This window comes from Pseudomonas sp. AM14(2022) (genome assembly GCF_036346455.1).
GTDB lineage: Bacteria > Pseudomonadota > Gammaproteobacteria > Pseudomonadales > Pseudomonadaceae > Aquipseudomonas > Aquipseudomonas putida_A.
The window spans coordinates 1-20,922 of record NZ_JAOTNY010000018.1 but is presented as its reverse complement, the minus strand read 5'-3'; the positions used below and the strand labels follow the sequence as shown (position 1 = coordinate 20,922).

The 20,922-nt window shown below is 55.6% G+C and carries 23 protein-coding genes, 1 tRNA gene and 3 pseudogenes; 13 read left to right on the top strand and 14 right to left on the bottom strand.

Annotated features, from left to right (window positions below):
• Window positions 1-44 precede the first annotated feature (44 nt).
• The gene (locus tag V3W27_RS25190; RefSeq protein WP_096797033.1) at window positions 45-812 is read right to left on the bottom strand and encodes a c-type cytochrome; all 768 of its coding nucleotides are present in this window, start codon (window positions 810-812) and stop codon (window positions 45-47) included.
• 638 nt (window positions 813-1,450) lie between these two features.
• Here V3W27_RS25190 and V3W27_RS25185 point away from each other — a divergent pair.
• The 3 genes from V3W27_RS25185 (at window position 1,451) to V3W27_RS25175 (ending at window position 5,649) form a co-directional block, all read left to right on the top strand.
• A complete protein-coding gene (locus tag V3W27_RS25185; RefSeq protein ID WP_330207803.1) occupies window positions 1,451-2,656 on the top strand; it encodes an acetyl-CoA C-acetyltransferase in 1,206 nt (401 codons plus the stop codon).
• 24 nt (window positions 2,657-2,680) lie between these two features.
• Window positions 2,681-4,825, top strand: a complete 2,145-nt coding sequence (locus tag V3W27_RS25180) for a 3-hydroxyacyl-CoA dehydrogenase NAD-binding domain-containing protein (RefSeq protein ID WP_330207802.1) — start codon at window positions 2,681-2,683, stop codon at window positions 4,823-4,825.
• A 95-nt stretch (window positions 4,826-4,920) separates the two neighbouring features.
• The gene (locus V3W27_RS25175) at window positions 4,921-5,649 is read left to right on the top strand and encodes an amidotransferase (protein ID WP_103368915.1); all 729 of its coding nucleotides are present in this window, start codon (window positions 4,921-4,923) and stop codon (window positions 5,647-5,649) included.
• Window positions 5,650-5,781: 132 nt separating this feature from the next.
• Here V3W27_RS25175 and V3W27_RS25170 read toward each other — a convergent pair whose 3' ends face one another.
• The 3 genes from V3W27_RS25170 to V3W27_RS25160 all read right to left on the bottom strand — a co-directional run bounded on the left by V3W27_RS25170 (window position 5,782) and on the right by V3W27_RS25160 (window position 8,517).
• Window positions 5,782-6,753: a magnesium and cobalt transport protein CorA gene (locus V3W27_RS25170; protein WP_330207801.1), complete on the bottom strand. Its 972-nt coding sequence runs from the start codon at window positions 6,751-6,753 to the stop codon at window positions 5,782-5,784.
• A 134-nt stretch (window positions 6,754-6,887) separates the two neighbouring features.
• Window positions 6,888-7,610, bottom strand: a complete 723-nt coding sequence (locus V3W27_RS25165; protein ID WP_330207800.1) for a 1-acylglycerol-3-phosphate O-acyltransferase — start codon at window positions 7,608-7,610, stop codon at window positions 6,888-6,890.
• 217 nt (window positions 7,611-7,827) lie between these two features.
• The gene (locus V3W27_RS25160; protein WP_064586733.1) at window positions 7,828-8,517 is read right to left on the bottom strand and encodes a crotonase/enoyl-CoA hydratase family protein; all 690 of its coding nucleotides are present in this window, start codon (window positions 8,515-8,517) and stop codon (window positions 7,828-7,830) included.
• A gap of 295 nt (window positions 8,518-8,812) precedes the next feature.
• On the opposite strand from V3W27_RS25160, the gene V3W27_RS25155 reads away from it, so the two are divergent.
• The 3 genes from V3W27_RS25155 (at window position 8,813) to V3W27_RS25145 (ending at window position 9,748) form a co-directional block, all read left to right on the top strand.
• Window positions 8,813-8,902 (top strand) — tRNA-Ser (locus V3W27_RS25155).
• 78 nt (window positions 8,903-8,980) lie between these two features.
• A complete protein-coding gene (locus V3W27_RS25150; RefSeq protein ID WP_330207799.1) occupies window positions 8,981-9,409 on the top strand; it encodes a hypothetical protein in 429 nt (142 codons plus the stop codon).
• 12 nt (window positions 9,410-9,421) lie between these two features.
• Window positions 9,422-9,748, top strand: coding sequence for a hypothetical protein (locus V3W27_RS25145; protein ID WP_330207798.1), 327 nt, complete (start codon window positions 9,422-9,424; stop codon window positions 9,746-9,748).
• 144 nt (window positions 9,749-9,892) lie between these two features.
• Here V3W27_RS25145 and V3W27_RS25140 read toward each other — a convergent pair.
• From V3W27_RS25140 to V3W27_RS25125, 4 genes and pseudogenes are all read right to left on the bottom strand, one after another.
• Window positions 9,893-10,339 (bottom strand): annotated as a pseudogene (locus V3W27_RS25140) (site-specific integrase); the annotation flags it as partial.
• Between the two features lie 179 nt (window positions 10,340-10,518).
• A pseudogene (locus V3W27_RS25135) lies at window positions 10,519-10,659 on the bottom strand (phage baseplate assembly protein V); the annotation flags it as partial.
• A gap of 94 nt (window positions 10,660-10,753) precedes the next feature.
• Window positions 10,754-11,542, bottom strand: a complete 789-nt coding sequence (locus V3W27_RS25130) for a hypothetical protein (protein WP_330207797.1) — start codon at window positions 11,540-11,542, stop codon at window positions 10,754-10,756.
• Window positions 11,543-11,576: 34 nt separating this feature from the next.
• Window positions 11,577-12,005: a phage virion morphogenesis protein gene (locus V3W27_RS25125; RefSeq protein ID WP_330207796.1), complete on the bottom strand. Its 429-nt coding sequence runs from the start codon at window positions 12,003-12,005 to the stop codon at window positions 11,577-11,579.
• Between V3W27_RS25125 and V3W27_RS25120 the strand changes: the two are divergent.
• Window positions 11,934-12,842 (top strand): annotated as a pseudogene (locus V3W27_RS25120) (phage terminase large subunit family protein); the annotation flags it as partial. The gene V3W27_RS25125 and the pseudogene V3W27_RS25120 overlap by 72 nt on opposite strands.
• Entirely contained in the window at window positions 12,842-13,864 is a 1,023-nt protein-coding gene (locus V3W27_RS25115) for a phage portal protein (RefSeq protein ID WP_330207795.1), read from the top strand. The pseudogene V3W27_RS25120 and the gene V3W27_RS25115, both read left to right, overlap by 1 nt.
• A 106-nt stretch (window positions 13,865-13,970) precedes the next feature.
• Here V3W27_RS25115 and V3W27_RS25110 read toward each other — a convergent pair whose 3' ends face one another.
• From V3W27_RS25110 to V3W27_RS25100, 3 genes are read right to left on the bottom strand one after another with little or no spacing between them, the layout of a single operon-like run.
• Window positions 13,971-14,717: a hypothetical protein gene (locus tag V3W27_RS25110; RefSeq protein WP_330207794.1), complete on the bottom strand. Its 747-nt coding sequence runs from the start codon at window positions 14,715-14,717 to the stop codon at window positions 13,971-13,973.
• Complete coding sequence (locus V3W27_RS25105) at window positions 14,717-15,112, bottom strand: hypothetical protein (RefSeq protein ID WP_330207793.1); 396 nt, start codon at window positions 15,110-15,112, stop codon at window positions 14,717-14,719. The genes V3W27_RS25110 and V3W27_RS25105 overlap by 1 nt, the downstream gene beginning before the upstream one ends.
• Window positions 15,112-15,924, bottom strand: a complete 813-nt coding sequence (locus tag V3W27_RS25100) for a ParA family protein (RefSeq protein ID WP_330207792.1) — start codon at window positions 15,922-15,924, stop codon at window positions 15,112-15,114. Before V3W27_RS25100 ends, V3W27_RS25105 begins: the two co-directional genes overlap by 1 nt.
• A gap of 964 nt (window positions 15,925-16,888) precedes the next feature.
• On the opposite strand from V3W27_RS25100, the gene V3W27_RS25095 reads away from it, so the two are divergent.
• Window positions 16,889-17,209, top strand: coding sequence for a YbjQ family protein (locus V3W27_RS25095; RefSeq protein WP_027613311.1), 321 nt, complete (start codon window positions 16,889-16,891; stop codon window positions 17,207-17,209).
• A 66-nt stretch (window positions 17,210-17,275) separates the two neighbouring features.
• Here V3W27_RS25095 and V3W27_RS25090 read toward each other — a convergent pair whose 3' ends face one another.
• Window positions 17,276-17,554 (bottom strand): hypothetical protein, encoded by a 279-nt coding sequence (locus V3W27_RS25090; protein WP_097087585.1) that lies wholly within the window; start codon window positions 17,552-17,554, stop codon window positions 17,276-17,278.
• A gap of 239 nt (window positions 17,555-17,793) precedes the next feature.
• Between V3W27_RS25090 and V3W27_RS25085 the strand changes: the two genes are divergently transcribed.
• The 4 genes from V3W27_RS25085 to V3W27_RS25070 all read left to right on the top strand — a co-directional run bounded on the left by V3W27_RS25085 (window position 17,794) and on the right by V3W27_RS25070 (window position 19,527).
• Complete coding sequence (locus V3W27_RS25085; RefSeq protein WP_007960727.1) at window positions 17,794-17,982, top strand: hypothetical protein; 189 nt, start codon at window positions 17,794-17,796, stop codon at window positions 17,980-17,982.
• A gap of 325 nt (window positions 17,983-18,307) precedes the next feature.
• Window positions 18,308-18,676, top strand: coding sequence for a glycine zipper domain-containing protein (locus tag V3W27_RS25080; RefSeq protein WP_007960728.1), 369 nt, complete (start codon window positions 18,308-18,310; stop codon window positions 18,674-18,676).
• A gap of 134 nt (window positions 18,677-18,810) precedes the next feature.
• Complete coding sequence (locus V3W27_RS25075; protein WP_027613308.1) at window positions 18,811-19,236, top strand: YMGG-like glycine zipper-containing protein; 426 nt, start codon at window positions 18,811-18,813, stop codon at window positions 19,234-19,236.
• Between the two features lie 123 nt (window positions 19,237-19,359).
• Complete coding sequence (locus V3W27_RS25070) at window positions 19,360-19,527, top strand: hypothetical protein (RefSeq protein ID WP_003223252.1); 168 nt, start codon at window positions 19,360-19,362, stop codon at window positions 19,525-19,527.
• 75 nt (window positions 19,528-19,602) lie between these two features.
• Here V3W27_RS25070 and V3W27_RS25065 read toward each other — a convergent pair whose 3' ends face one another.
• Window positions 19,603-20,031: a DUF6896 domain-containing protein gene (locus V3W27_RS25065; RefSeq protein ID WP_330207791.1), complete on the bottom strand. Its 429-nt coding sequence runs from the start codon at window positions 20,029-20,031 to the stop codon at window positions 19,603-19,605.
• Window positions 20,028-20,922, bottom strand: an 895-nt coding sequence (locus V3W27_RS25060; protein ID WP_330207790.1) for an RHS repeat-associated core domain-containing protein, incomplete at its 5' end; no start/stop codon positions are given. The genes V3W27_RS25060 and V3W27_RS25065, both read right to left, overlap by 4 nt.

The window sequence follows — 20,922 nt, the reverse complement described above, 5'->3', positions numbered from 1 at the left end:
ACTCCGCTTTCGCGAGCAGGCTCGCTCCCACATGGGGAGTTGCATCAGGGCTTAACCTTGCGCCCAGCCATGTGTTGCAAATAGCCGATCAACAACTGCAAATCCCTCTCCGGCAACACCTCTGCCGAAAACCCCGGCATCTTCGCCTGAGGCCACTGGCGCAAACTCTGCGGATCGCGAATGTAGCGCTTGAGAAAATCCGCGCCGAAGTACTCAGTCGGGTTGTACGGAATATTCAGATCCGGCCCGAACTGCGCATCCCCCGCACCGTTCAACCGGTGGCAGGCCAGGCAGTTCTTCTGGAACAGCGCAAAACCCTGATTCACCGGGTCATCCGCTTTCAGCTTGGGATCCGGCAACAGCGCCGGGAAGCGCTCGGCCACCGGCGCCATGCGCTTGATGCTCGCCACTTGGAACGGCCATTGCTCAGGGCTGATGTTGCCGGCTTGCGGGTCAGTCCACACCAGATAGAACGGCCCGGCGCTGTGTTTACCCTCGGACAGCGGCGGCCACGGCTGCGTCGGGTCTTCGATCGCCAGCCAGGCCTGCGCGCCTTTGCTGTTGAGCAACGGCGCAGCGGCCAGTTCGGCGGCAAACCCGTCCAGCGCCACCGCTTGCAGGTGATCGGCCGGTTTGATCCCGGTGAGCAGCGCCGCCACGGGCACGGCGCGATAAGTCATGTCTTTCTTGTAGGACACATCGTTCTTGATGGTCAGAGTTTGTGCTTGCGGATGCTTGAGCAACTCTTCGGTCTGCCAGGTGCGACTGTTCGCGCCCAGCTCCAGCGTGAGCTGCGCCGCAGACAAGGGCATGCTCAGCAGCAAGGCCCAGAACACAATGAGCGTTTTCAAATGATCGCCGTCCCTGTCGTGGAAGTGCGCAAAGGTTCGCACAGCCACGCTGGCCCGGGTAGCGGGCCAGTCACATTTTGTCTGGCGATAGCGGACGCCTGCCGCTTGAGTCAGCCAATCACCTTGGTCAGATTGGGCAAAATCAACAGCAGCGTGGTGGCGAAAAGAATGAGTCCTGCTTGACGAACTTTCGGTTGTTTGAACATGGCTTGACCGCCTTTATTGTTATTTCCTGATGTCTGCCTGCATATCCATGACGGCAAACGCTGCACTTCCTGTTGAAGAACGTCGGCCCCGGCAAAACCCGACGACCCTGACGTACATTTACTACCTTAGAGCCCGCGTCACGCTTGGCTTAGATCCATTTCATATGTATTTGCTGCCGTTTGCGATAAAAACGGCATGAGGCTTATTGCCAGCTTCTTCGCCGCCCGCTTGCTAGACAACTCGCTGACCTGAACCGGTTCACCTGAGGGTGAATGACCGTCCGTCTGAGCGTGCGCGTCAACGTCATTGAGCGCTGTGGTCATTGAATCAATGCGCGCTCGGGACAACAGTGACACTACGAAATTCACTCACCGCACAGGTTCGAGGACGTCATGACCCAAGCTTTGATTTTCGATGCGTTACGCACGCCCCGCGGCAAAGGCAAGGCCGATGGCGCGCTGCACAGCGTCAAACCGGTGAATCTGGTCGCGGGGTTGTTGACCGCACTGCAAAGCCGTACCGCGCTGGACACCAGTCAGGTCGATGACGTGGTGCTCGGCTGCGTCACACCGATTGGCGATCAGGGCTCGGACATTGCCAAGACTGCGGTGCAGGTGGCGGATTGGGACGTTAGCGTGGCCGGTGTGCAGATCAACCGCTTCTGCGCCTCGGGTCTGGAAGCGGTCAACCTCGGTGCGATGAAGGTGCGCTCGGGCTTCGAGGATCTGGTGGTGGTCGGTGGCGTCGAGTCGATGTCGCGGGTGCCGATGGGCAGCGACGGCGGCGCCTGGGCACTGGATCCGCAAACCAATCTGCACAGCCACTTCACCCCGCAGGGCGTTGGTGCGGACCTGATCGCCACCCTTGAAGGCTTCAGTCGGGAGGATGTCGATGTCTACGCGTTGCACTCGCAGCAAAAAGCCGCACGGGCGCGGGCCGACGGCTCGTTCAACAAGTCGCTGGTGCCGGTGCAGGATCAGAACGGCATCATCCTGCTCGATCACGACGAATTCATTCGCGCCGAGTCGACGATGGAAGGCCTCGGCAAACTCAAGCCAAGTTTCGAAATGATCGGCCAGATGGGGTTTGATGCCACCGCGCTGCGGGTCTACAGCCACGTCGAGCGGATCAACCACGTGCATACGCCGGGCAACAGCTCCGGGATCGTTGACGGTGCGGCGCTGATGTTGATCGGCTCCGAAGCCAAGGGTCGTGCGCTCGGCCTGCAACCACGGGCCCGGATCGTCGCCACGGCGGTCACCAGCACTGACCCGACCATCATGCTCACCGGCCCGGCACCGGCCACCCGCAAGGCCCTGGCCAAGGCGGGGCTGCGCGTGGAAGACATCGACCTGTTCGAGGTCAACGAGGCCTTTGCCTCGGTGGTGCTCAAGTTCATCAAGGACATGGCGGTGGACCCGGACAAGGTCAACGTCAACGGCGGCTCGATCGCCATGGGCCACCCGCTGGGCGCGACCGGTTGCGCGATCCTCGGCACCTTGCTCGATGAACTGGAAACCCGGCGCCTGCGCTACGGCCTGGCGACGCTGTGTGTCGGCGGCGGCATGGGCATTGCCACCATCATCGAACGCCTCTGAGCCCCGAATTCAAGGAACCTTGTTATGAGCGAAGCCATTCGTTACGAAAAAGGCCAGGACGCCATCGTCGTGCTGACCATCGACATGCCGCGCCAGAGCGCCAACACCATGAACGCCGTGTACCGCCAGGCCATGGGCGCCTGCGTTGCGCGGCTGGTGGCGGAAAAAGACAGCATCGCCGGAGTGATCATCACCTCGGCGAAGAAAACCTTCTTTGCCGGCGGCGACCTCAATGAGCTGATCAAGGTCGGCAAACCCGAAGCCAAAGCCTTTTATGACATGGTGCTGAGCCTCAAAGCGCAATTGCGCACCCTGGAAACCCTCGGCAAACCGGTGGTCGCGGCGATCAACGGCGCCGCGCTCGGCGGTGGCTGGGAAATCTGTCTGGCCTGCCATCACCGGGTGGCGCTGGACGATGCGGCGGTGCAACTCGGTCTGCCGGAAGTGACGCTGGGCCTGCTGCCGGGCGGCGGCGGGGTGGTGCGCATGGTGCGTATGCTCGGCATCGAAAAAGCCTTGCCGTACTTGCTCGAAGGCAAAAAGGTACGCCCGCAACAGGCATTGCAGGCCGGTCTGATCGATGAACTGGCGGCGGATCGCGACGAGTTGCTGGCCAAGGCGCGCGCCTGGATTGTCGCCAACCCGGGCGCGGTACAGCGTTGGGACGTGAAGGGCTATCAGATCCCCGGCGGCACACCGTCGAATCCGAAAGTCGCGCAGATGCTGGCGATAGCGCCGTCGATCCTGCGCAGCAAGACTCAGGGCACGCTGCCGGCGCCAGAGAAGATTCTGTGTGCGGCGGTGGAGGGCGCGCAGGTCGATTTCGATACCGCGCACCTGATCGAAACCCGCTATTTCACCGAACTGACCACCGGGCAGATCTCGAAAAACCTGATCGGCACCTTCTGGTTCCAGCTCAACGAGATCAACGCCGGCAGTTCGCGGCCGCAGGGTTTTGCGCCATATGTCACGCGCAAGGTCGGTGTGCTCGGTGCGGGCATGATGGGCGCCGGGATAGCCTTTGTCAGTGCCTCGGCCGGCATCGACGTGGTGCTCAAGGACATCAACCTGGCGGTGGCCGAGAAGGGCAAGGCCCATTCGGCGGCGCTGCTGGACAAGAAAGTCGCCCGTGGCCAGATGACGGCCGAAAAGCGCGAAGCGGTGCTGGCGCGGATCCACGCCACTGAAGATGATGCGGATCTGGCGGGTTGTGATCTGATCATCGAGGCGGTGTTCGAGGATCGCGAACTCAAGGCGACGGTCTCGTCGGCAGCGCAAAAAATAGTGGGTTCTGATGCAGTGATTGCCTCCAACACTTCAACCTTGCCGATCACTGGACTGGCGACCGCAGTACCCGATCAGAGCAAATTCATCGGTCTGCATTTCTTCAGTCCGGTGGACAAAATGCCGCTGGTGGAAATCATCAAAGGCGCGCAGACCAGCGCTGAAACCCTGGCGCGGGGTTTCGACTTCGTCCTGCAAATCAAGAAAACCCCGATCGTGGTCAATGACAGTCGCGGCTTCTTTACCTCGCGGGTGTTTGGCACCTTCACCAATGAAGGCATCGCCATGCTCGGCGAGGGCGTGAGCGCGCCGATGATCGAGACCGAAGCGCGCAAGGCCGGGATGCCGGTCGGGCCGCTGGCGATCTCCGACGAAGTTTCCCTCAGCCTGATGAGCCATATCCGTCAGCAAACGGCCAAAGACCTGCAAGCGGAAGGGAAACCGCTGATAGAACACCCGGCCTTCGCCGTGATTGACTTGCTGCTCAACGAATACAAGCGCCCGGGCAAAGCCGCTGGCGGTGGTTTCTACGATTACCCGGCGGGTGGTCAGAAACATCTGTGGCCGGAGTTGAAGACGCGCTTCGAGCAGGCCGACGGGCAGATTTCGCCGAAGGATGTGCGTGATCGTCTGCTGTTCGTGCAGGCCCTGGAAACCGTACGCTGCGTGGAGGAGGGCGTGCTGACTTCGACGGCGGATGCCAACGTCGGCTCGATCTTCGGCATCGGCTTTGCGCCGTGGACCGGCGGCGCCTTGCAATTCATCAATCAGTACGGGGTGCAAGACTTCGTCGCACGCGCGCAGTATCTGGCCGAGCAGTACGGCGAGCGCTTTGCGCCACCGGCGCTGCTGCTGGAAAAAGCCGCGAAAGGCGAGCTGTTTTAAGTGAGCGGCTGAACGCTGCGGGGCTTGCCTTGCCGGGGTGTTTCAAGGCAGGCTCTGGGGTGTTCATTATTCCCATCACGTGTCAGGTATTTTTTATGTCGCTACGCATCTGCATTCTGGAAACCGACATCCTGCGTCCGGAACTGGTCGATCAATATCAGGGTTACGGGCAGATGTTTCAGCGCCTGTTCTCGCAGCAACCGATTGCCGCCGAGTTCACCGTGTACAACGTGATGCAGGGCGAATACCCCAGCGACGACCTGACCTTCGATGCGTACCTGATCACCGGCAGCAAGGCCGATTCGTTCGGCACCGACCCGTGGATCCAGACCCTCAAGCAATACCTGCTGACCCGCTACGAGCGTGGCGACAAGCTGCTCGGCGTGTGCTTCGGCCATCAATTGCTGGCGCTGCTGCTAGGTGGCAAGAGTGAGCGCGCCAGCCAAGGCTGGGGCGTCGGCACCCACAACTACAAACTGGCGGCCAAGGCGCCGTGGATGAGCCCGGTGCGAGAAGAGCTGACGCTGCTGATCAGCCACCAGGATCAGGTCACTGCGCTGCCGGAAAACGCCACGGTCATCGCTTCCAGCGATTTCTGCCCGTTTGCCGCGTACCACATCAACGATCAGGTGCTGTGCTTCCAGGGCCACCCGGAATTCATTCACGACTATTCGCGGGCGCTGCTGGATCTGCGCCAGGAAGCGCTGGGTTCGCAGATCTACTCGAAAGGCGTGGCCAGTCTGGAGCAGGAGCACCATGGCACCACGGTGGCGGAATGGATGATGCGTTTTGTGGCGCACAAGCCAGAAGCTGCAGCGATTTAAGACCTGACATTTACCTATGTGGTGAGGGAGCTTGCTCCCGCTCGGGTGCGCAGCAGCCGTAATTTACGGCAACTTGATGTCTGTATGGGGGCGCTTCGCACCCCAGCGGGAGCAAGCTCCCTCGCCACAGGACTACAACCACCCCGACCTCTTGAAACTCGCCCACAAACTCACACACCCCACCGTAATAAACCCCAACACAGCGAAATAGCCGTAGTGCCAGCTCAGCTCCGGCATGTTCTGGAAGTTCATCCCGTAAATCCCCGCCACCGCCGTCGGGAATGCCAGAATCGCCGCCCACGCGGCAAACTTGCGTTGCACCACACTCTGCCGTGACGCCTCGAGCAGCACGCCGATCTCGATGGTCTGGCTGGCGATATCCGCCAGCGTGGTCAGGTCTTCCATCTGTCGCGTGACGTGAATCTGCACATCGCGGAAGTACGGGCGCATGTTCTTGTCGATGAACGGGAAGCTCAGCTTCTGCAGCTCCTCGCCAATCTCAACCATCGGCGCTGCATAGCGGCGCAGGCGCAATACATCGCGGCGCAGACCGTGGAGTTTCTGAATGTCATGCTCGTTCAACGCACTGCACAGCACGTTGCGCTCCAGTTCATCGATCTCGGCATGAATCGCTTCGCCCACCGGCTGGTAGTTTTCGATGACGAAATCCAGCAGCGCATACAGGACGAAATCTTCGCCGTGCTCCAGCAGCAGCGGCCGCGCCTCACAGCGTTGGCGGACATGCGCGTAGGACGCCGAGTGACCGTTGCGGGCGGTGATGATGTAGCCCTTGCCGGCGAAGATGTGCGTTTCGATGAACTGCAAGATCCCATGTACGCGGATCGGCGAGTAGGTGACGATAAACAAGGCGTCACCAAAGGTTTCCAGCTTCGGCCGGCTGTGTTTTTCCAGGGCGTCTTCAATGGCCAGTTCGTGCAGGTTGAACTGGCGCTGCAGATTGGCCAGCTCCTGAGCGTCCGGCTCTTCCAGGCCGATCCAGACAAAATGTCCGGTTTTTGCGGCCCAGGCGGCGCCTTCGTCAAGCGTGATATTGGTGACTTTCTTACCGGCGCTGTAAACCGCAGCAGCAACAACTCGACCCATGGTGGTGGTTCACTTCTTCTTGGCAGATGGCAGGGAATACAAGGCTTCAGCTTAGCTGTGTCGCTGCTTGAGAGTCAGTGAAATCTGCACAGTTCACCCGGCAAAAGAAAACCCGCACGAGGCGGGTTGGTTTTTCACGCAGCTTGCAGCTGCTGATCCATCGCGGCGATGCATTCGCGCATCTGCTCGCGGCACTGGGACATGAGCATGGGCATGTCATCCATGGTCAGCCCGGCTGTAGGAATCGCCGGCAGCGAGCGTATGAGAATTTTCCCGCTGCGCCAGCGGTTCAGGCGCATGTGCTTGATGTAGCTGCTGACGCACACCGGCACGATCGGCACACCGGCGGCGATCGCCATCTGGAACGCGCCTTTCTTGAACGGCAGCAGTTCTTCACCGAGGTTGCGCGTGCCCTCCGGGAATACCCAGATCGACGTGTCTTCGTGTTGCAGGGTGTGGGTGGTGGTGAGCATCGACTTGCGCGCCTTGTGCGCGTTGCCACGATCAATCAACACGTTGCCCGCGAGCCAGAACAGTTGCCCGAACAGCGGCACCCATTTCAGGCTTTTCTTGCCGATGCACACGGTCCGCCGGGGCACCACGTTGCCGAACACGAACAGGTCGTAGTTGGACTGATGGTTGGCGACAATCACGCAACTGTCTAGCTTGTTCATCAACGGGCCGACGTCGGCTTTTACCCGCAAGCGCAGAATGCACATGGCCGGAAGCGCGTAGAGGCGGGCGCACAGTCGGCTGTTGTCCGGATTGAACGGCCGGCACAGCCCGAGGATCACCCCCAACATGCCGGCCAGAATAAAGTGCAGGCCCATCAATAACATACGAAACACAAACAGCATTTTCAGGCCCCACCGGGACAAAAGGTGGCGCAGTGTACGGATGTGCACTGTTTTCGGCAATTGCTGCTATAGAGTCCGGAGATAGGCGATGTTTAAGCGCATGTTTCCAAGTTGATCGTCAGACGCGTCCTAGAGCTGTCGGCGGATGATCAACCGAACGCGCAAGAAAAAGCCCGACACGACGGTCGGGCTTTTCTTCGGCTCGGGGAGCGTGGGCTCAGCCCAGGTGCTCCTGATCCTGGATGATCGCGTTGTCGAGGGCTTCGAGCAGCGCCTTGCGCACTTTGAGCTTGGTGTTCTTGTGCGCATTCATGTTGATCTTCTTCAACTGACGCGCCGCGGCCAGGGCTGCGCCTTGCAGCTCTTCGGCAGCCACCACCTTGTCGAGGAAACCGGCATCCACCGCGCTTTTCGGATCAAACATCTCGCCGTTGATCACCGAACGGTGGAACGCCGAACGACGCAGACGATCACGCGCCAGCTCGATGCCGGCGTGGTGCATGGTCATGCCGATTTGCACTTCGTTCAGACCGATGCTGAACGGGCCGTCGACACCGATGCGGTAGTCGGCGGACAGCAGCAGAAATGCACCTTTGGCCACGGCGTGGCCTGGGCAGGCAACGATCACCGGAAACGGGTGGGACAGCAGGCGACGGGCGAGAGTCGAACCCGCAGTCACCAGCGCCACGGCTTCTTTCGGGCCGGCGGTCATCACCTTCAAGTCATAGCCGCCCGACAGAATCCCCGGCTGACCGGTAATGATCACGATGGCACGATCAGTCTTCGCCTGATCCAGCGCCGCGTTGAACGCCGCAATCACGTCCGGGGAAATGGCATTGACCTTGCCGTTGTTCAAGGTCAGGGTCGCGATACCGTCTTCGAGGTGGTAGGCAATCAACTCACTCATGACGCTATTCCTTGTAAGAAAGATGGGCAGACGTTACCCACCACCGTAGGCCAGGTAAAGCGCTGTGACTGACTCGCCGGTCACCGTTTCCGGCCGCGCCCGGCGTAGCACGCCGTTCTGCTTCTATATAGAAGGGCGGCCGTCACCAGAGATTGGCCGGTTTGCCATCGCCCAGGGTGGGGCGAAACGCCTTTTTGTCTTAACCGCATGAAAATTCTGAAAAAAAGTTTGCCATCAGAAAAGCTTTCGACTACATTAGCGCGCCTCGACAGACAGAACATGTTTGAAGAGATACGGTGAAGTGTCCGAGTGGCTTAAGGAGCACGCCTGGAAAGTGTGTATACAGGAAACTGTATCGAGAGTTCGAATCTCTCCTTCACCGCCACATTCTACAAACGCAAACCCCTGATTTTCCTAGAGAAAGTCGGGGGTTTGTGGTTTTTGGCGTTGGAAAAATGGTGATATGGGACCAGATCTGGGACCAGTAGGCGCTATTGATGCTTTCGAAATCCTAAAACTGGGGGGCCGCAGCAACGTGGTTACAGTCACGAAGGTCGCTGGTGAAGATAGCGAAGCCTTGTCTAGGAGATTTAATAATCCCATCAAGTGGATCAGATTGAATCGCCTATGTGGCAATATGCCTTTCCCTAATCGCACTGGAAAAGGAATAGCCATGTTTAGTGTTTTAGATCTTCGAGGCATAGCCTCAGCTGGCGGTGGTCTGACTCTTAATGCCGCTGGGTTTTCCTCGCTTGATTTACGCAGCCTTGCGGCGGCAGGCAAGAATACTGGAGCTCAACTGGTACTGAAAAATGTTGCAGCTTTTTCCTCCTTGGATCTCCGAGGAATTGCCGCTGCGTCTCCTGGTAATGTGCATTTCGAACTGGCATGAGAGGTTTTTCAAATGGATTTAACAAATGCTGGTCGGTTCGATGCGGTAGTCAATAGCGTATTTTCCGCTTTGGCCGATGCTTTCCCACAGGCAATAGATCTAGATCCCGAGACGCTCGGAATAGCCGAGGGGCCGGCGTATTTATCTGATGTAAGTGGTCGAGAAAAAGCTTCTGAGCACTTTGCCACGCACTTCTTTGCGGCTTCATGCATGCGTTTTTTGCTGGCGGAAGGCTACATCTCTGGAACTGTTCATCATACTTGGGCTGCGACTGTGGTCTTAACAGCCAAGGGGCTTGAGCAGATCGGTGGTCTACCTATGTCTCTCCGTAGCGCTTAAGAGCTTCACTGCAGCCACGATGACTTTTCAGTCAGCGCATGGCGCACGTGATGACTCGATTAAAACCCCAGTAATCGTTAAGGTTCTGGGGTTTTTCGCAATTGAATGTTCCAAATGCGTGAATCTCGAATCCGTTATGGCTTGAGCCATTTGGAGCATCCCTACGACATCTGGGCCATCTTCGTTGATCCACGTTCCATAGTGCTGCCGGATCATGTTGCCGTTGGTGTGGCCCATCTGTTCGGCAATCCAATCAATTGACGCAACACCCGTAGTCAGCAACTGACTGGCATAGGTATGCCGGCACTGGCCAGGCCCCCGATAACGAACCCTGGCCGTATTCAGGTGAGCTTTGAAAAAACGATCCCGCACTACAAAGTCACTGACATGCGGCAACCCGCTTTTGGTGTTCAGGAACACAAAGTGCAGCTTGTGATGCCGAACGGTTTTGTTGTCCCGCTCTACGATACCGACTGTCTGCGCTTTCTTGGTTGGGTTCATCGCATTAATCTTGCGAAGCGCATCCCAGGCAGGTTCCAGTAGCCGAACCTTCCGAGTTGAACGCCGCGTTTTCGTAACCCGATACAGGCCTGATGCTTGCGGGTGGATCGGGCGTTGCCGCAGATGTCGCAGCAACTGGGGAGGTCAAGCCGATGGCTCGCCATGGGCGGGCGTGTGCGTGCCACAGAATTGGCTGAGGGTTGCATCAGGCGTCCCCCAGCAAAGCGCGGGTCAGGGCGTTGCGCTCGCCCTGGCAAGTCAGCTTGTTCAACGGCGACCCATGGGAGCCAGCCGGTGGTGAGGGTTCCGGTTTTGACCTGCACACGCGGGGGCTTCATCTGGACGGCAGCGATGGTGCCGAGGCGGATGAGGTTCTCGATCAGGCGGGCGAGGTTGGCTAAGTCGTTCATGACGTCGATGTTGGCGCCATGAACGGGGCGATGCAGCAATCATCGTATGTAAAGCAACAGCTTACAAATATGCCGGTCTTATAATGCTAAGTTTTTACAAGAAAGTTATCAAATATGAAATTGCAGCACCTAAGCCGAAAGAAACTATGTAAAGCGGCTTGTTCAAAAGTTTTGCGATTTGCTTAAGTCTTGCATGTGTGTTGTCAAATTCTCGGCGGTAGTAACGATTTAAGTGGCGAAGCTTTCTTACTCTATCTTTCAGTAGCGCTCGCTGTTTTAGCGCTTCATCGAGACTGTGCAGTCGTGAGTCGCACGTTATGTTTGGCCAGTGGGCGTGTGGTGTTAGATCGGAAACGGTTAATTTCGGGTCGGAAATTCCTGCGCTTTGATTTTGATCGTGCCAGTCGAACTTTATTCCTGAATTACTGTAAAAGTCGTTTCGCCTTTTTTTATTTGGGTGATAAGCATCCGACGAAAGCAAGGTGATAGGAGCAATTTTTGTTGAAGGGTCTAACTGCTTTGCCCAAAAAACAATTTTATAAAACAGGTAGCTTCCTATATGAAGCCCCCTCATTGACTCATGAATTGTAACTAAGCCATTTGTGAGTCGCACCCTTGAACTGCTAGCATCACCGCCCATTTCGCAAATGAGGGTCCCAGATTCGCAACCCCATTCGCCAGAAAGATATGTAGCGCGTACTTTGATTGATGCGTCTATAATTTTTTGATGATGACCTGTTCTCACGATTTGATGAGATTGGGTTTCAATAAGTATGTAATGGGTGGCTTCAATTGGAGTGCGGGTGTCCTTGACTTGTATTATTTCTATATCGCTGTTTTTTCTTTCAGTTAGAAAAGTTAGCTGTATTGGTTGCTGATCCATTGCTCAAGCCTACTTGAAATTTTGCTTTTCAAATCTATGGTGTTAAGTGCGTGAGCAGCTGATCTCGAATGATATCCAGATCCGCTTCGGTTAACCCGAGCAGCTCCCGTTGCTCATAGCCTACGCTAGGCGCACCCTTCTCAGCACGATCTTTCAGGCCGTACTGGTGAACTCTGGCAATTCGTGCAATACGGCCAGTAAATCCTACGCTGATTGCATTGCGGTCACCCTGGACCCTCAGAAATGACGCCGTGCGCAGTTTCCGAAACATCTTCACCTTCCTTTTCACGCGGCCGAGTTTTCCCCGCAGGTTGCGCTGCTTTCGCGGCGCATACTTGCTACCGTTCGGATTCTGCTGGGCAATGATTCGTTGCTGCTGACTGCGCCGCAATGCCTGGCCCACGAGGCGTACACCTTCTGGACGGGCGAACGCTTCAACAAAGGCAAGCCCGCCGCGCAGCATACGAAGGTTGACGTGTCCCACGGTGCTCTCCAGCAGGGCCGGTTCTGTGAAGATCGGTTGTGGCGCCAGATTGTCACGATCTTGGACGCGGAGCGGGGCGGTTGTGACCTGTTCGACATTGAGGAACTGCGCCGCGAATACAGCCCGGAGGCGTTCGCCAACCTGCTGATGTGCGAATTCGTCGACGACGGCGCGAGCATCTTTCCGCTGACCCTGTTGCAGTCGTGCATGGTGGACAGCTGGGTCGAGTGGGCCGAGGACTACAAACCCTTTGCCATGCGTCCGTTTGGCGATCAACAAGTCTGGATTGGCTACGACCCGGCTGAGACGGGCGACTGTTCTGGCATGGTCGTGGTCGCGCCGCCGCTGGTACCGGGTGGCAAGTTCCGCATCCTCGAACGCCACCAGTTCCGTGGCATGGACTTCGCCGCGCAGGCCGCGTTCATCAAGAGCGTCTGCGACCGCTACTGGGTGACTTACATCGGCATCGATGTAACCGGTTTGGGCAGCGGCGTGGCCCAGCAGGTGCGCCAGTTCTTCCCGGCGGTCACCACCTTCAGCTACTCGCCCGAAGTCAAAACCCGCCTGGTACTCAAGGCCTACGACGTAATCCACAAGGGCCGGCTCGAATTCGATGCTGGCTGGACCGACATGGCCCAGTCGCTGATGGCGATCCGCAAAACCGTCACCGCCGGCGGGCGCCAGTACACCTACACCGCAGGCCGCAACGACAACACCGGCCACGCCGACCTGGCCTGGGCGCTCTTTCACGCATTGCACCACGAACCGCTTGAGGGGCAGACCACTGCCAACACCGGGCGCATGGAGATTTACTGATGACCGAACAACTCGCCAGCCAGACGTTGCCCGCGACGACACCCGCCACTGGCGCGGGAACTCAGGTGTTTTCCTTCGGCGAGCCGACGCCAGTTCTGGGCGGTCGCGAGGTTTTCGATTACCTGGAGTGTTGGTTCAACGGGCGGTGGTATGAGCCGCCGCTGTCGCTAGACGGACTGGCCCGGTCGGTGGGGGCGAGCGTGCATCTGCATTCCGGGCTGATGTTCAAGCGCAATCTGTTGAGCAAGACGTTTATCCCGCATCCGCTGTTGTCGCGGGCTGCGTTTGAGCAGTTTGCTTTGGACTTTTTGTGTTTGGGCAATGGGTACCTTGAGGGACGGCGGTCGCGGTTGGGCGGGGTTCGTAAGTTGGAAACGCCGTTGGCGAAGTACATGCGTGCGGGGCCGGAGGGGAAGTTTTACCAGGTGCGGGGGTGGAAGGATGAGCATGCGTTTGAGCCGGACAGCATTTTTCATCTGCGTGAGGCGGATCTGCATCAGGAGATTTATGGGTTGCCGGAGTGGATCAGTGCTTTGCAGTCAGCACTTTTGAACGAGTCGGCGACGTTGTTTCGGCGCAAGTATTACGAGAACGGGAGTCATGCGGGGTTCATCTTGTACATGACGGACGCGGCGCAGACTGAGGCTGATATTGATGCGTTGCGTAAGGCGTTGAAGGAATCGAAAGGGCCAAGTAATTTCCGGAATTTGTTCGTCTACTCGCCGACTGGGAAGAAGGACGGGATTCAGCTGATCCCGGTGAGTGAGGTGGCGGCGAAGGATGAATTCGATTCGATCAAGAATCAGACGCGGGATGATGTGTTGGCGAGCTTGCGGATTCCGCCACAGTTGATGGGGCTTGTGCCTCAGAATGCGGGTGGTTTTGGGTCGATTAAGGAAGCGGCGCAAATCTATGCGGCGAATGAGCTGGAGCCGATCCAGACTCGGATGTTGCAGTTGAATGATTGGATGAGCCAAGAAGTAATAAGGTTTAAAGTGTACGAAATTGGTGTTCGTGATTAGTTTGCTAAATTTATAACAAGTGTCTTTAGAGCGTTTGTGAATTATGGAGCCCTTTCATCAGGGGGGGCTCCAATAATTCGTGGTCTGTTCAAGTGTTGCATTGTTATCAGTGTCGAAGTGTTACCTGTAGAGCTGCTCTTAGATTTGCATGTTTTTTTACGGGTATCGCTAGGCTTATTGACTTTCGAAGGTTGGGTAGCGCTGCGCCGCTCAGGTGTTCTGCAAAGAAGCAGGTTAGTAATAAATTAATTGCCGCGATCGTGGATTTTTCGCGACAGCTCCACGCTCCAAGTTCCGAGGCGGAACTTAGGTTTAATCCTGTTACAGTTCCGTCCCTTGACATTCGGAATACTTTCGCTGATCCGTGAACAGCTTTGGACAAAGTAGCGTATTCTTTTTTTAATATTTCGATGCCGGTTAATGCTTCATCAATTTTTTTCAGCTTGGGGTGGCGTGATAGATACATAATGGTTTCGCTAAAACCTAATTTATGTTCGCCTATCAGCCATTGTTGCAATTCGACGGGGTGTTCACAGTAGTAAAGTCCAAATAAAGTATTCTCAATGAGGCTACGCAGGGACATTAGCGCTACGCGCCAAGCACCTTGGCGCGCGAGTGCATGTGACATTAACGCATCGTTGTGCGCTTCTTGAAAGAACTCGGCCGTATCTACATCAAAGATGTTACTGAATAGCTCGGATCTCCATGCGTTGAGAGACACTAATCGTGAGTAGCTTTCTGCATACACTTCTTTGTGTGGTTCGAGGTTTGTTAAAGCATCGTCAACGCTAGTTCTCGTAGCGATATAACTCCGCTCGAAATTGGCTTTTACTTCGAGTTTGAATTGTTCCATTATTTAAGCAATAAATTCAGTGCGTTGGCGAGCTCGGTTGATTCTGTAGGGTTCTTTTTGGATCCCGTTCTCAATAAGCTTTCACGCGCGATAGGGTTTGTTGCGAGATAATTGAGTATTTTTCCGACAATATCTCTTGTTGCATCTCTTGGACGTATTTCGATGTCGATATTGAAATCTTGAATTAACGAAAGCCATTGGGCTTTACTTACGTCGTTTAGTCTCACCAGCGTGTACAGCGCTGTGGGGATGTCGCTATCTTTTAGAGGTGTAGGCTTGTTCATTGGGGTAACGCTTTTACTAAGCAGCGACCAGTCCTCTACGTCAACATCAGGGCCTGATTTTAGAATTTTCGAGAGCGCTAAAAGTGCCTTGGAAAGTTCGTGAGCTTTCATTAAATAACTCCCGATGTTTTCAGCAGTGTATTGCAAACAGTTGTGAATTCGTGAATCGATGTGTCGTCTTTGGAGTCAAAAACAGAAATTTGCTGTTGCGCGCATATGCTAACAGCTACACGTTCTGAGATTTTTGTTTTTAAAACTGACTTCCCGAACTGCTTACGAAGTGTTGCCTCGGTTTCCGCCCGATGTAGAGCAGGGCGGCCAACTCTAGAAATTACAATTCCAATGTTCTCTAATGTGTGCTCAAGGTCAGTACAAAATTCTTGAACTCGCTTCAGTAGTAGCCCTACTCCGATAGCGGAAAGGAAGTCTAGAGAAACAGGTACAACATAGTGCGTACTGATCGCCAAGGCATTTTGCGTAGGAATGGTGAGGTTCGGTGGGCAGTCACAAATTATGACTTCATATTCGTTAATTACATCCTTGAGAGCTCTTCGCAGTCTGGTCTCTCTTGATGTTGCGCCTGCGAGGTCGAGATCTACGGTGAAAAGATCGATATGTGATGGAATTAGATCTACATTATCGAAAACATTATGAATTATCGTTTCATGCGCGTCGCGAACAGCTCCGTCCGCTGTTGTATGTTTCCTGGCGCCCAATAAGTCTGCTACCGATCCGTGGTCACGTACATGATTTTGCCAAGCGGCCACGCCGACTGAGGAAAAACTCGCATTCGTTTGTGGGTCTAGATCGACTAGTAACGTCTTTTTACCGAGCGAACCGCAGTAAGCAGCGAGATTGACGGCGAGTGCTGTTTTACCAACACCACCTTTCAGATTGATACATGAGATAACTGCAGCAGCCATTTCCATTCCTTGGTTGAATTGAGTTTTCTCATTACACCACACCCCGCGGCTAAATCCGAGTACGCAAACATCCCAAATCGTTGCTACCGCGCTCTCGGCTATCGCCGTGGCTGATTCGGGCGCGCGCCGTCGTCCCCCCACCTCGCCTGCGGGCTAAATGGGTTTTTTTTTCGGCACTCCTGCGATCCGCTGAGCGCAGCCAAGGCTGGGCTTTGTGATGGTCAATGAATGACACAAAAAGCCTGCGAATCCCTGCAAAGGGTAGGGCACCCGATGCATTTCCCCTGGCTCGTTTGTTCGTCAGACATGAGGCACCGTCAGGAGCTGATTTTCAGGAGCGCAGTCGGAAAAAAGTAATGTGGTAACCAGGATATCGGCAGACCGCTGAAAGCCCGTATTCATTGGCTTTACTGGAATACTTCAGAAAGTAATTTTGAGTAATGAAAAAGGTAATATGGACGTAAGTTGCTGATTTATAAGGGGTTAATAAATGGAGAAATTACTCCCTTAAAAGGTAACTACCTAACCTCTACATTACTTAAAAATTACCTTGTGCAGACCCCTTGCAGACCAGTTAAATCAAGGCTCTCAGGCCAATCTATTGATTGAGTTACCGAAATTACCTTTTTCCGATGCCGTTCCTGAAAAAACGGGTATCCCTCTATGGCCCTTTGGGTCTTCGACTGCCCGCAAACTCATGGGACTGCCATGGGAACGTTTGCGCGCTAACTATCGCCCTGAAACCCTTATAAACTGGGGCCAGACGCCGAGAAAATCTCAATCGGGCGGTTTCAAATCTCTCCTTCACCGCCAAATTCAATACGCAAAACCCCTGATTTCGAAAGAGATCAGGGGTTTTGTGGTTTCTGACGTCTGGATTTTAAACCGCTGCGCAAGTGCTCGGTCTGATTTCCCATAGCACATTACAATCGTCGCTTTATCCGTAGAAAAAAGGACTGTTCCCATGATCATCTCCACCACCCACGCCATCGAAGGCCGACAGATCACCGCGTACCTGGACATTGTCAGCGCGGAGTCGGTGCAGGGCGTCAACGTGATCCGTGACATGTTTGCCGGCATGCGCGATTTTTTCGGTGGGCGCTCGCAGACGCTGGAGCGTGCGTTGAAAGAGGCGCGGGTTCAGGCGACGGACGAGATCAAGGAACGGGCGCGGGCGTTGCAGGCGGATGCGGTGGTCGGGCTGGATTTCGAGATCAGCATGCCGGCGGGCAAGGGTGGCATGGTTGTGGTGTTCGCGACGGGTACGGCGGTCAAGTTGCGTTGATGCAGTCGCGGTGTTCAAGCGAGCCCATTCAGATGATGAATGGGCTTTTTGCTTTTCTGCTTTCGATCAGCCCTGTGGCTTGAGGATGACAAGCCCGTGGGCGTCATAGGTCAGGGGCGTATCGACTGCGACCATCGGCGGGGTGCCGGTGGAGGGCGTCGGATCGGCCGGCTGACTCGGGTGGTAGATAACGCCGGGAGTCAGAACCGGTTTGTCCGGGTAGGTGATGGTGATGTCGCCTGATGCGAGCTTTTCCTTGAATTTTTCACCGGCGGCTTTGCCGGCAGCGATTTGTTCGTCCGTGAGTTTTACGACCGGCATTTCCGGGAATCCGTTGATTTTCATGTTCTCTCCTTGAGATTCATTTGTATGAAAAAGGGCAACGGCCTGTGGGCGGGAATCTTTAGCGTTGTGAGATCAACGGTTGGTTCGGATGTTGAGCAGGTGTAGGCCATTCGTCGGGCATCGGTCGAACTGAACCACAAGTCCGGTAATGACCGGCTAGTCTCAAAAGCCTTGGAGGTCGATATTTTTTCAGGCAAAAGGGCTTTGCCGGTGTCGATCTATCGCAAAGGGGAGAGGCTATGACTGATCCGTATATCGAAGACGATGGAGCCGAATTTTCATTCAACAACTGTGTCCGTTGCGGCCAGACGGAGTACCAATCGGGCTTTGGCGAGGATCCGGTGCAGACCGGCAAGATCAAGTCCACGGCACCCAAGGGGCCGAAAGCCAAATTCCTTCCAAAGGTCTCGGCCCGCTCAAGAAAATAAAGTGAGACCGAACGACCCCGTCTATGAACGGGGTTTTTTATGCCTGCTGTTTATGAAAAGGAAATCTCCTACAAACTCTTGGCCCGGTTTGGTGTTTTTCACAAACTTTTCACGTCCACGGTCGTAGGGTGAAGCCATCCGTTAGAAAGCAAGTCTCCAGCCCGTCTCCCCAGCGGGCTTTTTTTTGCCTGCGATAAAACCTTTGGCGAAATCGCTGTCCAATCGGCGCCAAGTGCGCGGCGGCAGCTGATTTGTCTGGACTTCAGCGCGTCGGCAGCTTTCAATCTCGGCCCCTTTTGATCTCCCTATTTTTGAGGTTTTCGTCATGCGTCTAACATTGCCTGCTCTGGTTCTGGGGCTTCTGGTTGCTCAAGGTGCGGTCGCCGGTGAGGGTACTGCAGCACTCGGCGGCGGTCTGGGTGGCGCGCTGGGTAACGTGGTTGGCCAGAAGATGGGCGGCAGCACGGGCGCAGCGATTGGTGCCGGTGTTGCAGGCGCGGCGGGCAGTGCGATGGCTGCCGGCAAGGGCAGCCGCACCAAAGCGGCTATTGGTGGTGGTGTTGGCGCGGCCGGTGGTTCGGTGATCGGCAACAGCCTGGGCGGCCGGAATGGTGCAACCATTGGCGCCGGTCTTGGTGGCGCTGCGGGTGGTGCCGTCGGCGCTAACCTGTCCAAAGGTCACAAGCGTCACTGATAGCGAACGTTTGTCAGAAAAAGCCCGGCTCGATGTCGGGTTTTTTCATGGCTGAACGTTTTCTCGAAAAATGTCTCCAATCTGACATAGGCCCTATGGGCATACCCTCCCGATTCGGGAACTGTGAGGTTCAAATGCGCTTGTCATTGTCTGCACTGTTTTTCGGATTATTCATCGCTCAAGGTGCGATGGCCGCCGGAGATGGCAGCGCCGCCGTAGGTGGCGGTTTGGGCGGTGTACTCGGTAACGTGGTCGGTGGCCAGCTCGGCGGTAGCACTGGTGCCGCGGTTGGCGCAGGCGTCGGTGGCGCGGCGGGCAGCGCGGTTGGGGCGAATAAACACAATCGCACCGAAGCCGCCATTGGTGGTGGCCTCGGCGCTGCCGGCGGCTCGGTGGTCGGCAACAGCCTGGGCGGCTCCACCGGTTCGGCCATCGGTGCTGGTTTGGGTGGTGCGGCGGGTGGTGCAGTGGGCAACAACCTGGGTGACGACGGTGGCAGAGCTCATTCCGGTGGTGGTCACAAGCACAACAAGTACAAACACAAAAACCGCCATCACTGATTGAATATTCGAAAACAAACCCGGCCTGGCGCCGGGTTTTTCGTTTCTGGCGGTCGGACACTGGAACGATTGCCTGTAAGGCTTTTCGAACGTTATACAACCCACCAGACGTAGAGGTTTGCCATGACGCCCGAAACCGAAGGCAAGGAAGAAAAAGGCCCGAGTGGTCTGCCGTTTATCAATGATCCGGGGAACGAGGATCCGGGGTCGCTGATGGATGATGCGACGGTGCCGTTGAATGATGCGGATGAGGCAGATATGGAGTATGAGGAGGATGAGGATGAGCAGTGAGGGGGAGTAAGGTGGATTGAAAATTTGGATTTGTTTTTAAGGGCCTGAGTGAACAGGCCCTTTTCGTGGTCATGTTTAATCGGTTTCTTTTGAGTCAGCCCATACATACAGGTTACTGAAGGCTGACATTTTTTTGATTTTTTTTAAATTAAGATATTCTTCCAGTTCTTTTTTAATGATTTTTTCATCGCAATATTTCCTATGTTTAGATGGTCTTTCGCGGGCAAAATTGTATAGGCGCCAAGTATCAAACCCATTAATTTCACCATTTGGGCCATAGTCAAAATCTACGCTTCCTGTCGATAGATTGATGCGGCAGCCAACACCATGCAATTCATATTTAACGCCTCGAGTGACTCTTCCTCGTCGCTTTATTATCTTGGTGTACCAGAGCCGTCGAATGTCACGAGTGCCAAATTTGCGCTCAAATATCAGCGTGCTGGACTCTACCATGGAGATAAAGTCATTTATCAGGATGTCCAAAGCTTCATTTTGATCGCTCATCTTCTTCTCCGGTGCTCCAACCTGTCCAGGCCCACATTGTTTGCTGATTCCAATACATCTTCAATACTTCTTAGAGCTCCGTTATACGTTTTTAGATCTGTTATGAGTTTGATTGTCACATTGGTCGAAGTTTGTCGTGCAGCTGCTGCGCGATGGTGTCCGTCCAAGATATATAGGTTGCCGTCATGTTCTATTACGGTGATGGGATCGGTTGGGTCGTATCCGTTGCGCATTTTATTTTTATAATCCTCGACTGTCCTGGTTGAGGTTTTTCCCTCTATTGTATGTACACGCTTCAAAGTTTTCGGATCTATATTGTGAGCAATGGTCGGTAGTTTCGGCTCACCCTCGTCAACCTTAGCCCCGCCAATCCCACCCGGCACCTCACAACCCGGTTTCTTCGGCGGCGGGCAGTTGGAGTTCAACCCCAACGGATCCACCCACCCCGTCGGATTCGGCGTGTACTGGTATTGGTTGAGTCCTCCAGCCAACTTCACCGGGTCCGGCGTCAAATACCTCCCCAATCGCGGGTCGTAATACCGGTGCCGGTTGTAATGCAGCCCACTTTCCGCGTCGAAATACTGCCCCTGAAACCGCAGCGGCTGGTCCAGGTAGTCCTCGCCCGCGAGGGTGATCGCCGACACCTTGCCGTAGGCGTCGTATTGCGCTGACCAGACGATTTCGCCGCTGTAGTCGGTCAGTTCCTGCGGCGTGCCGAGGTGGTCGAGTTGGTAGTAGAACGGGCAGGCCTTTTTCGGACCTTTGCCGTCGAGCAGCGCCAGCGGGCGGAAGGTGCCGGGTTCGTAGACGTAGCTGCGGTGGTGGCTCGGGCTGCTTTCGGCGACGAGGTGGTCGCCTTGCCAGAAGAACTCGGTGGTCTGGCCGTCGACA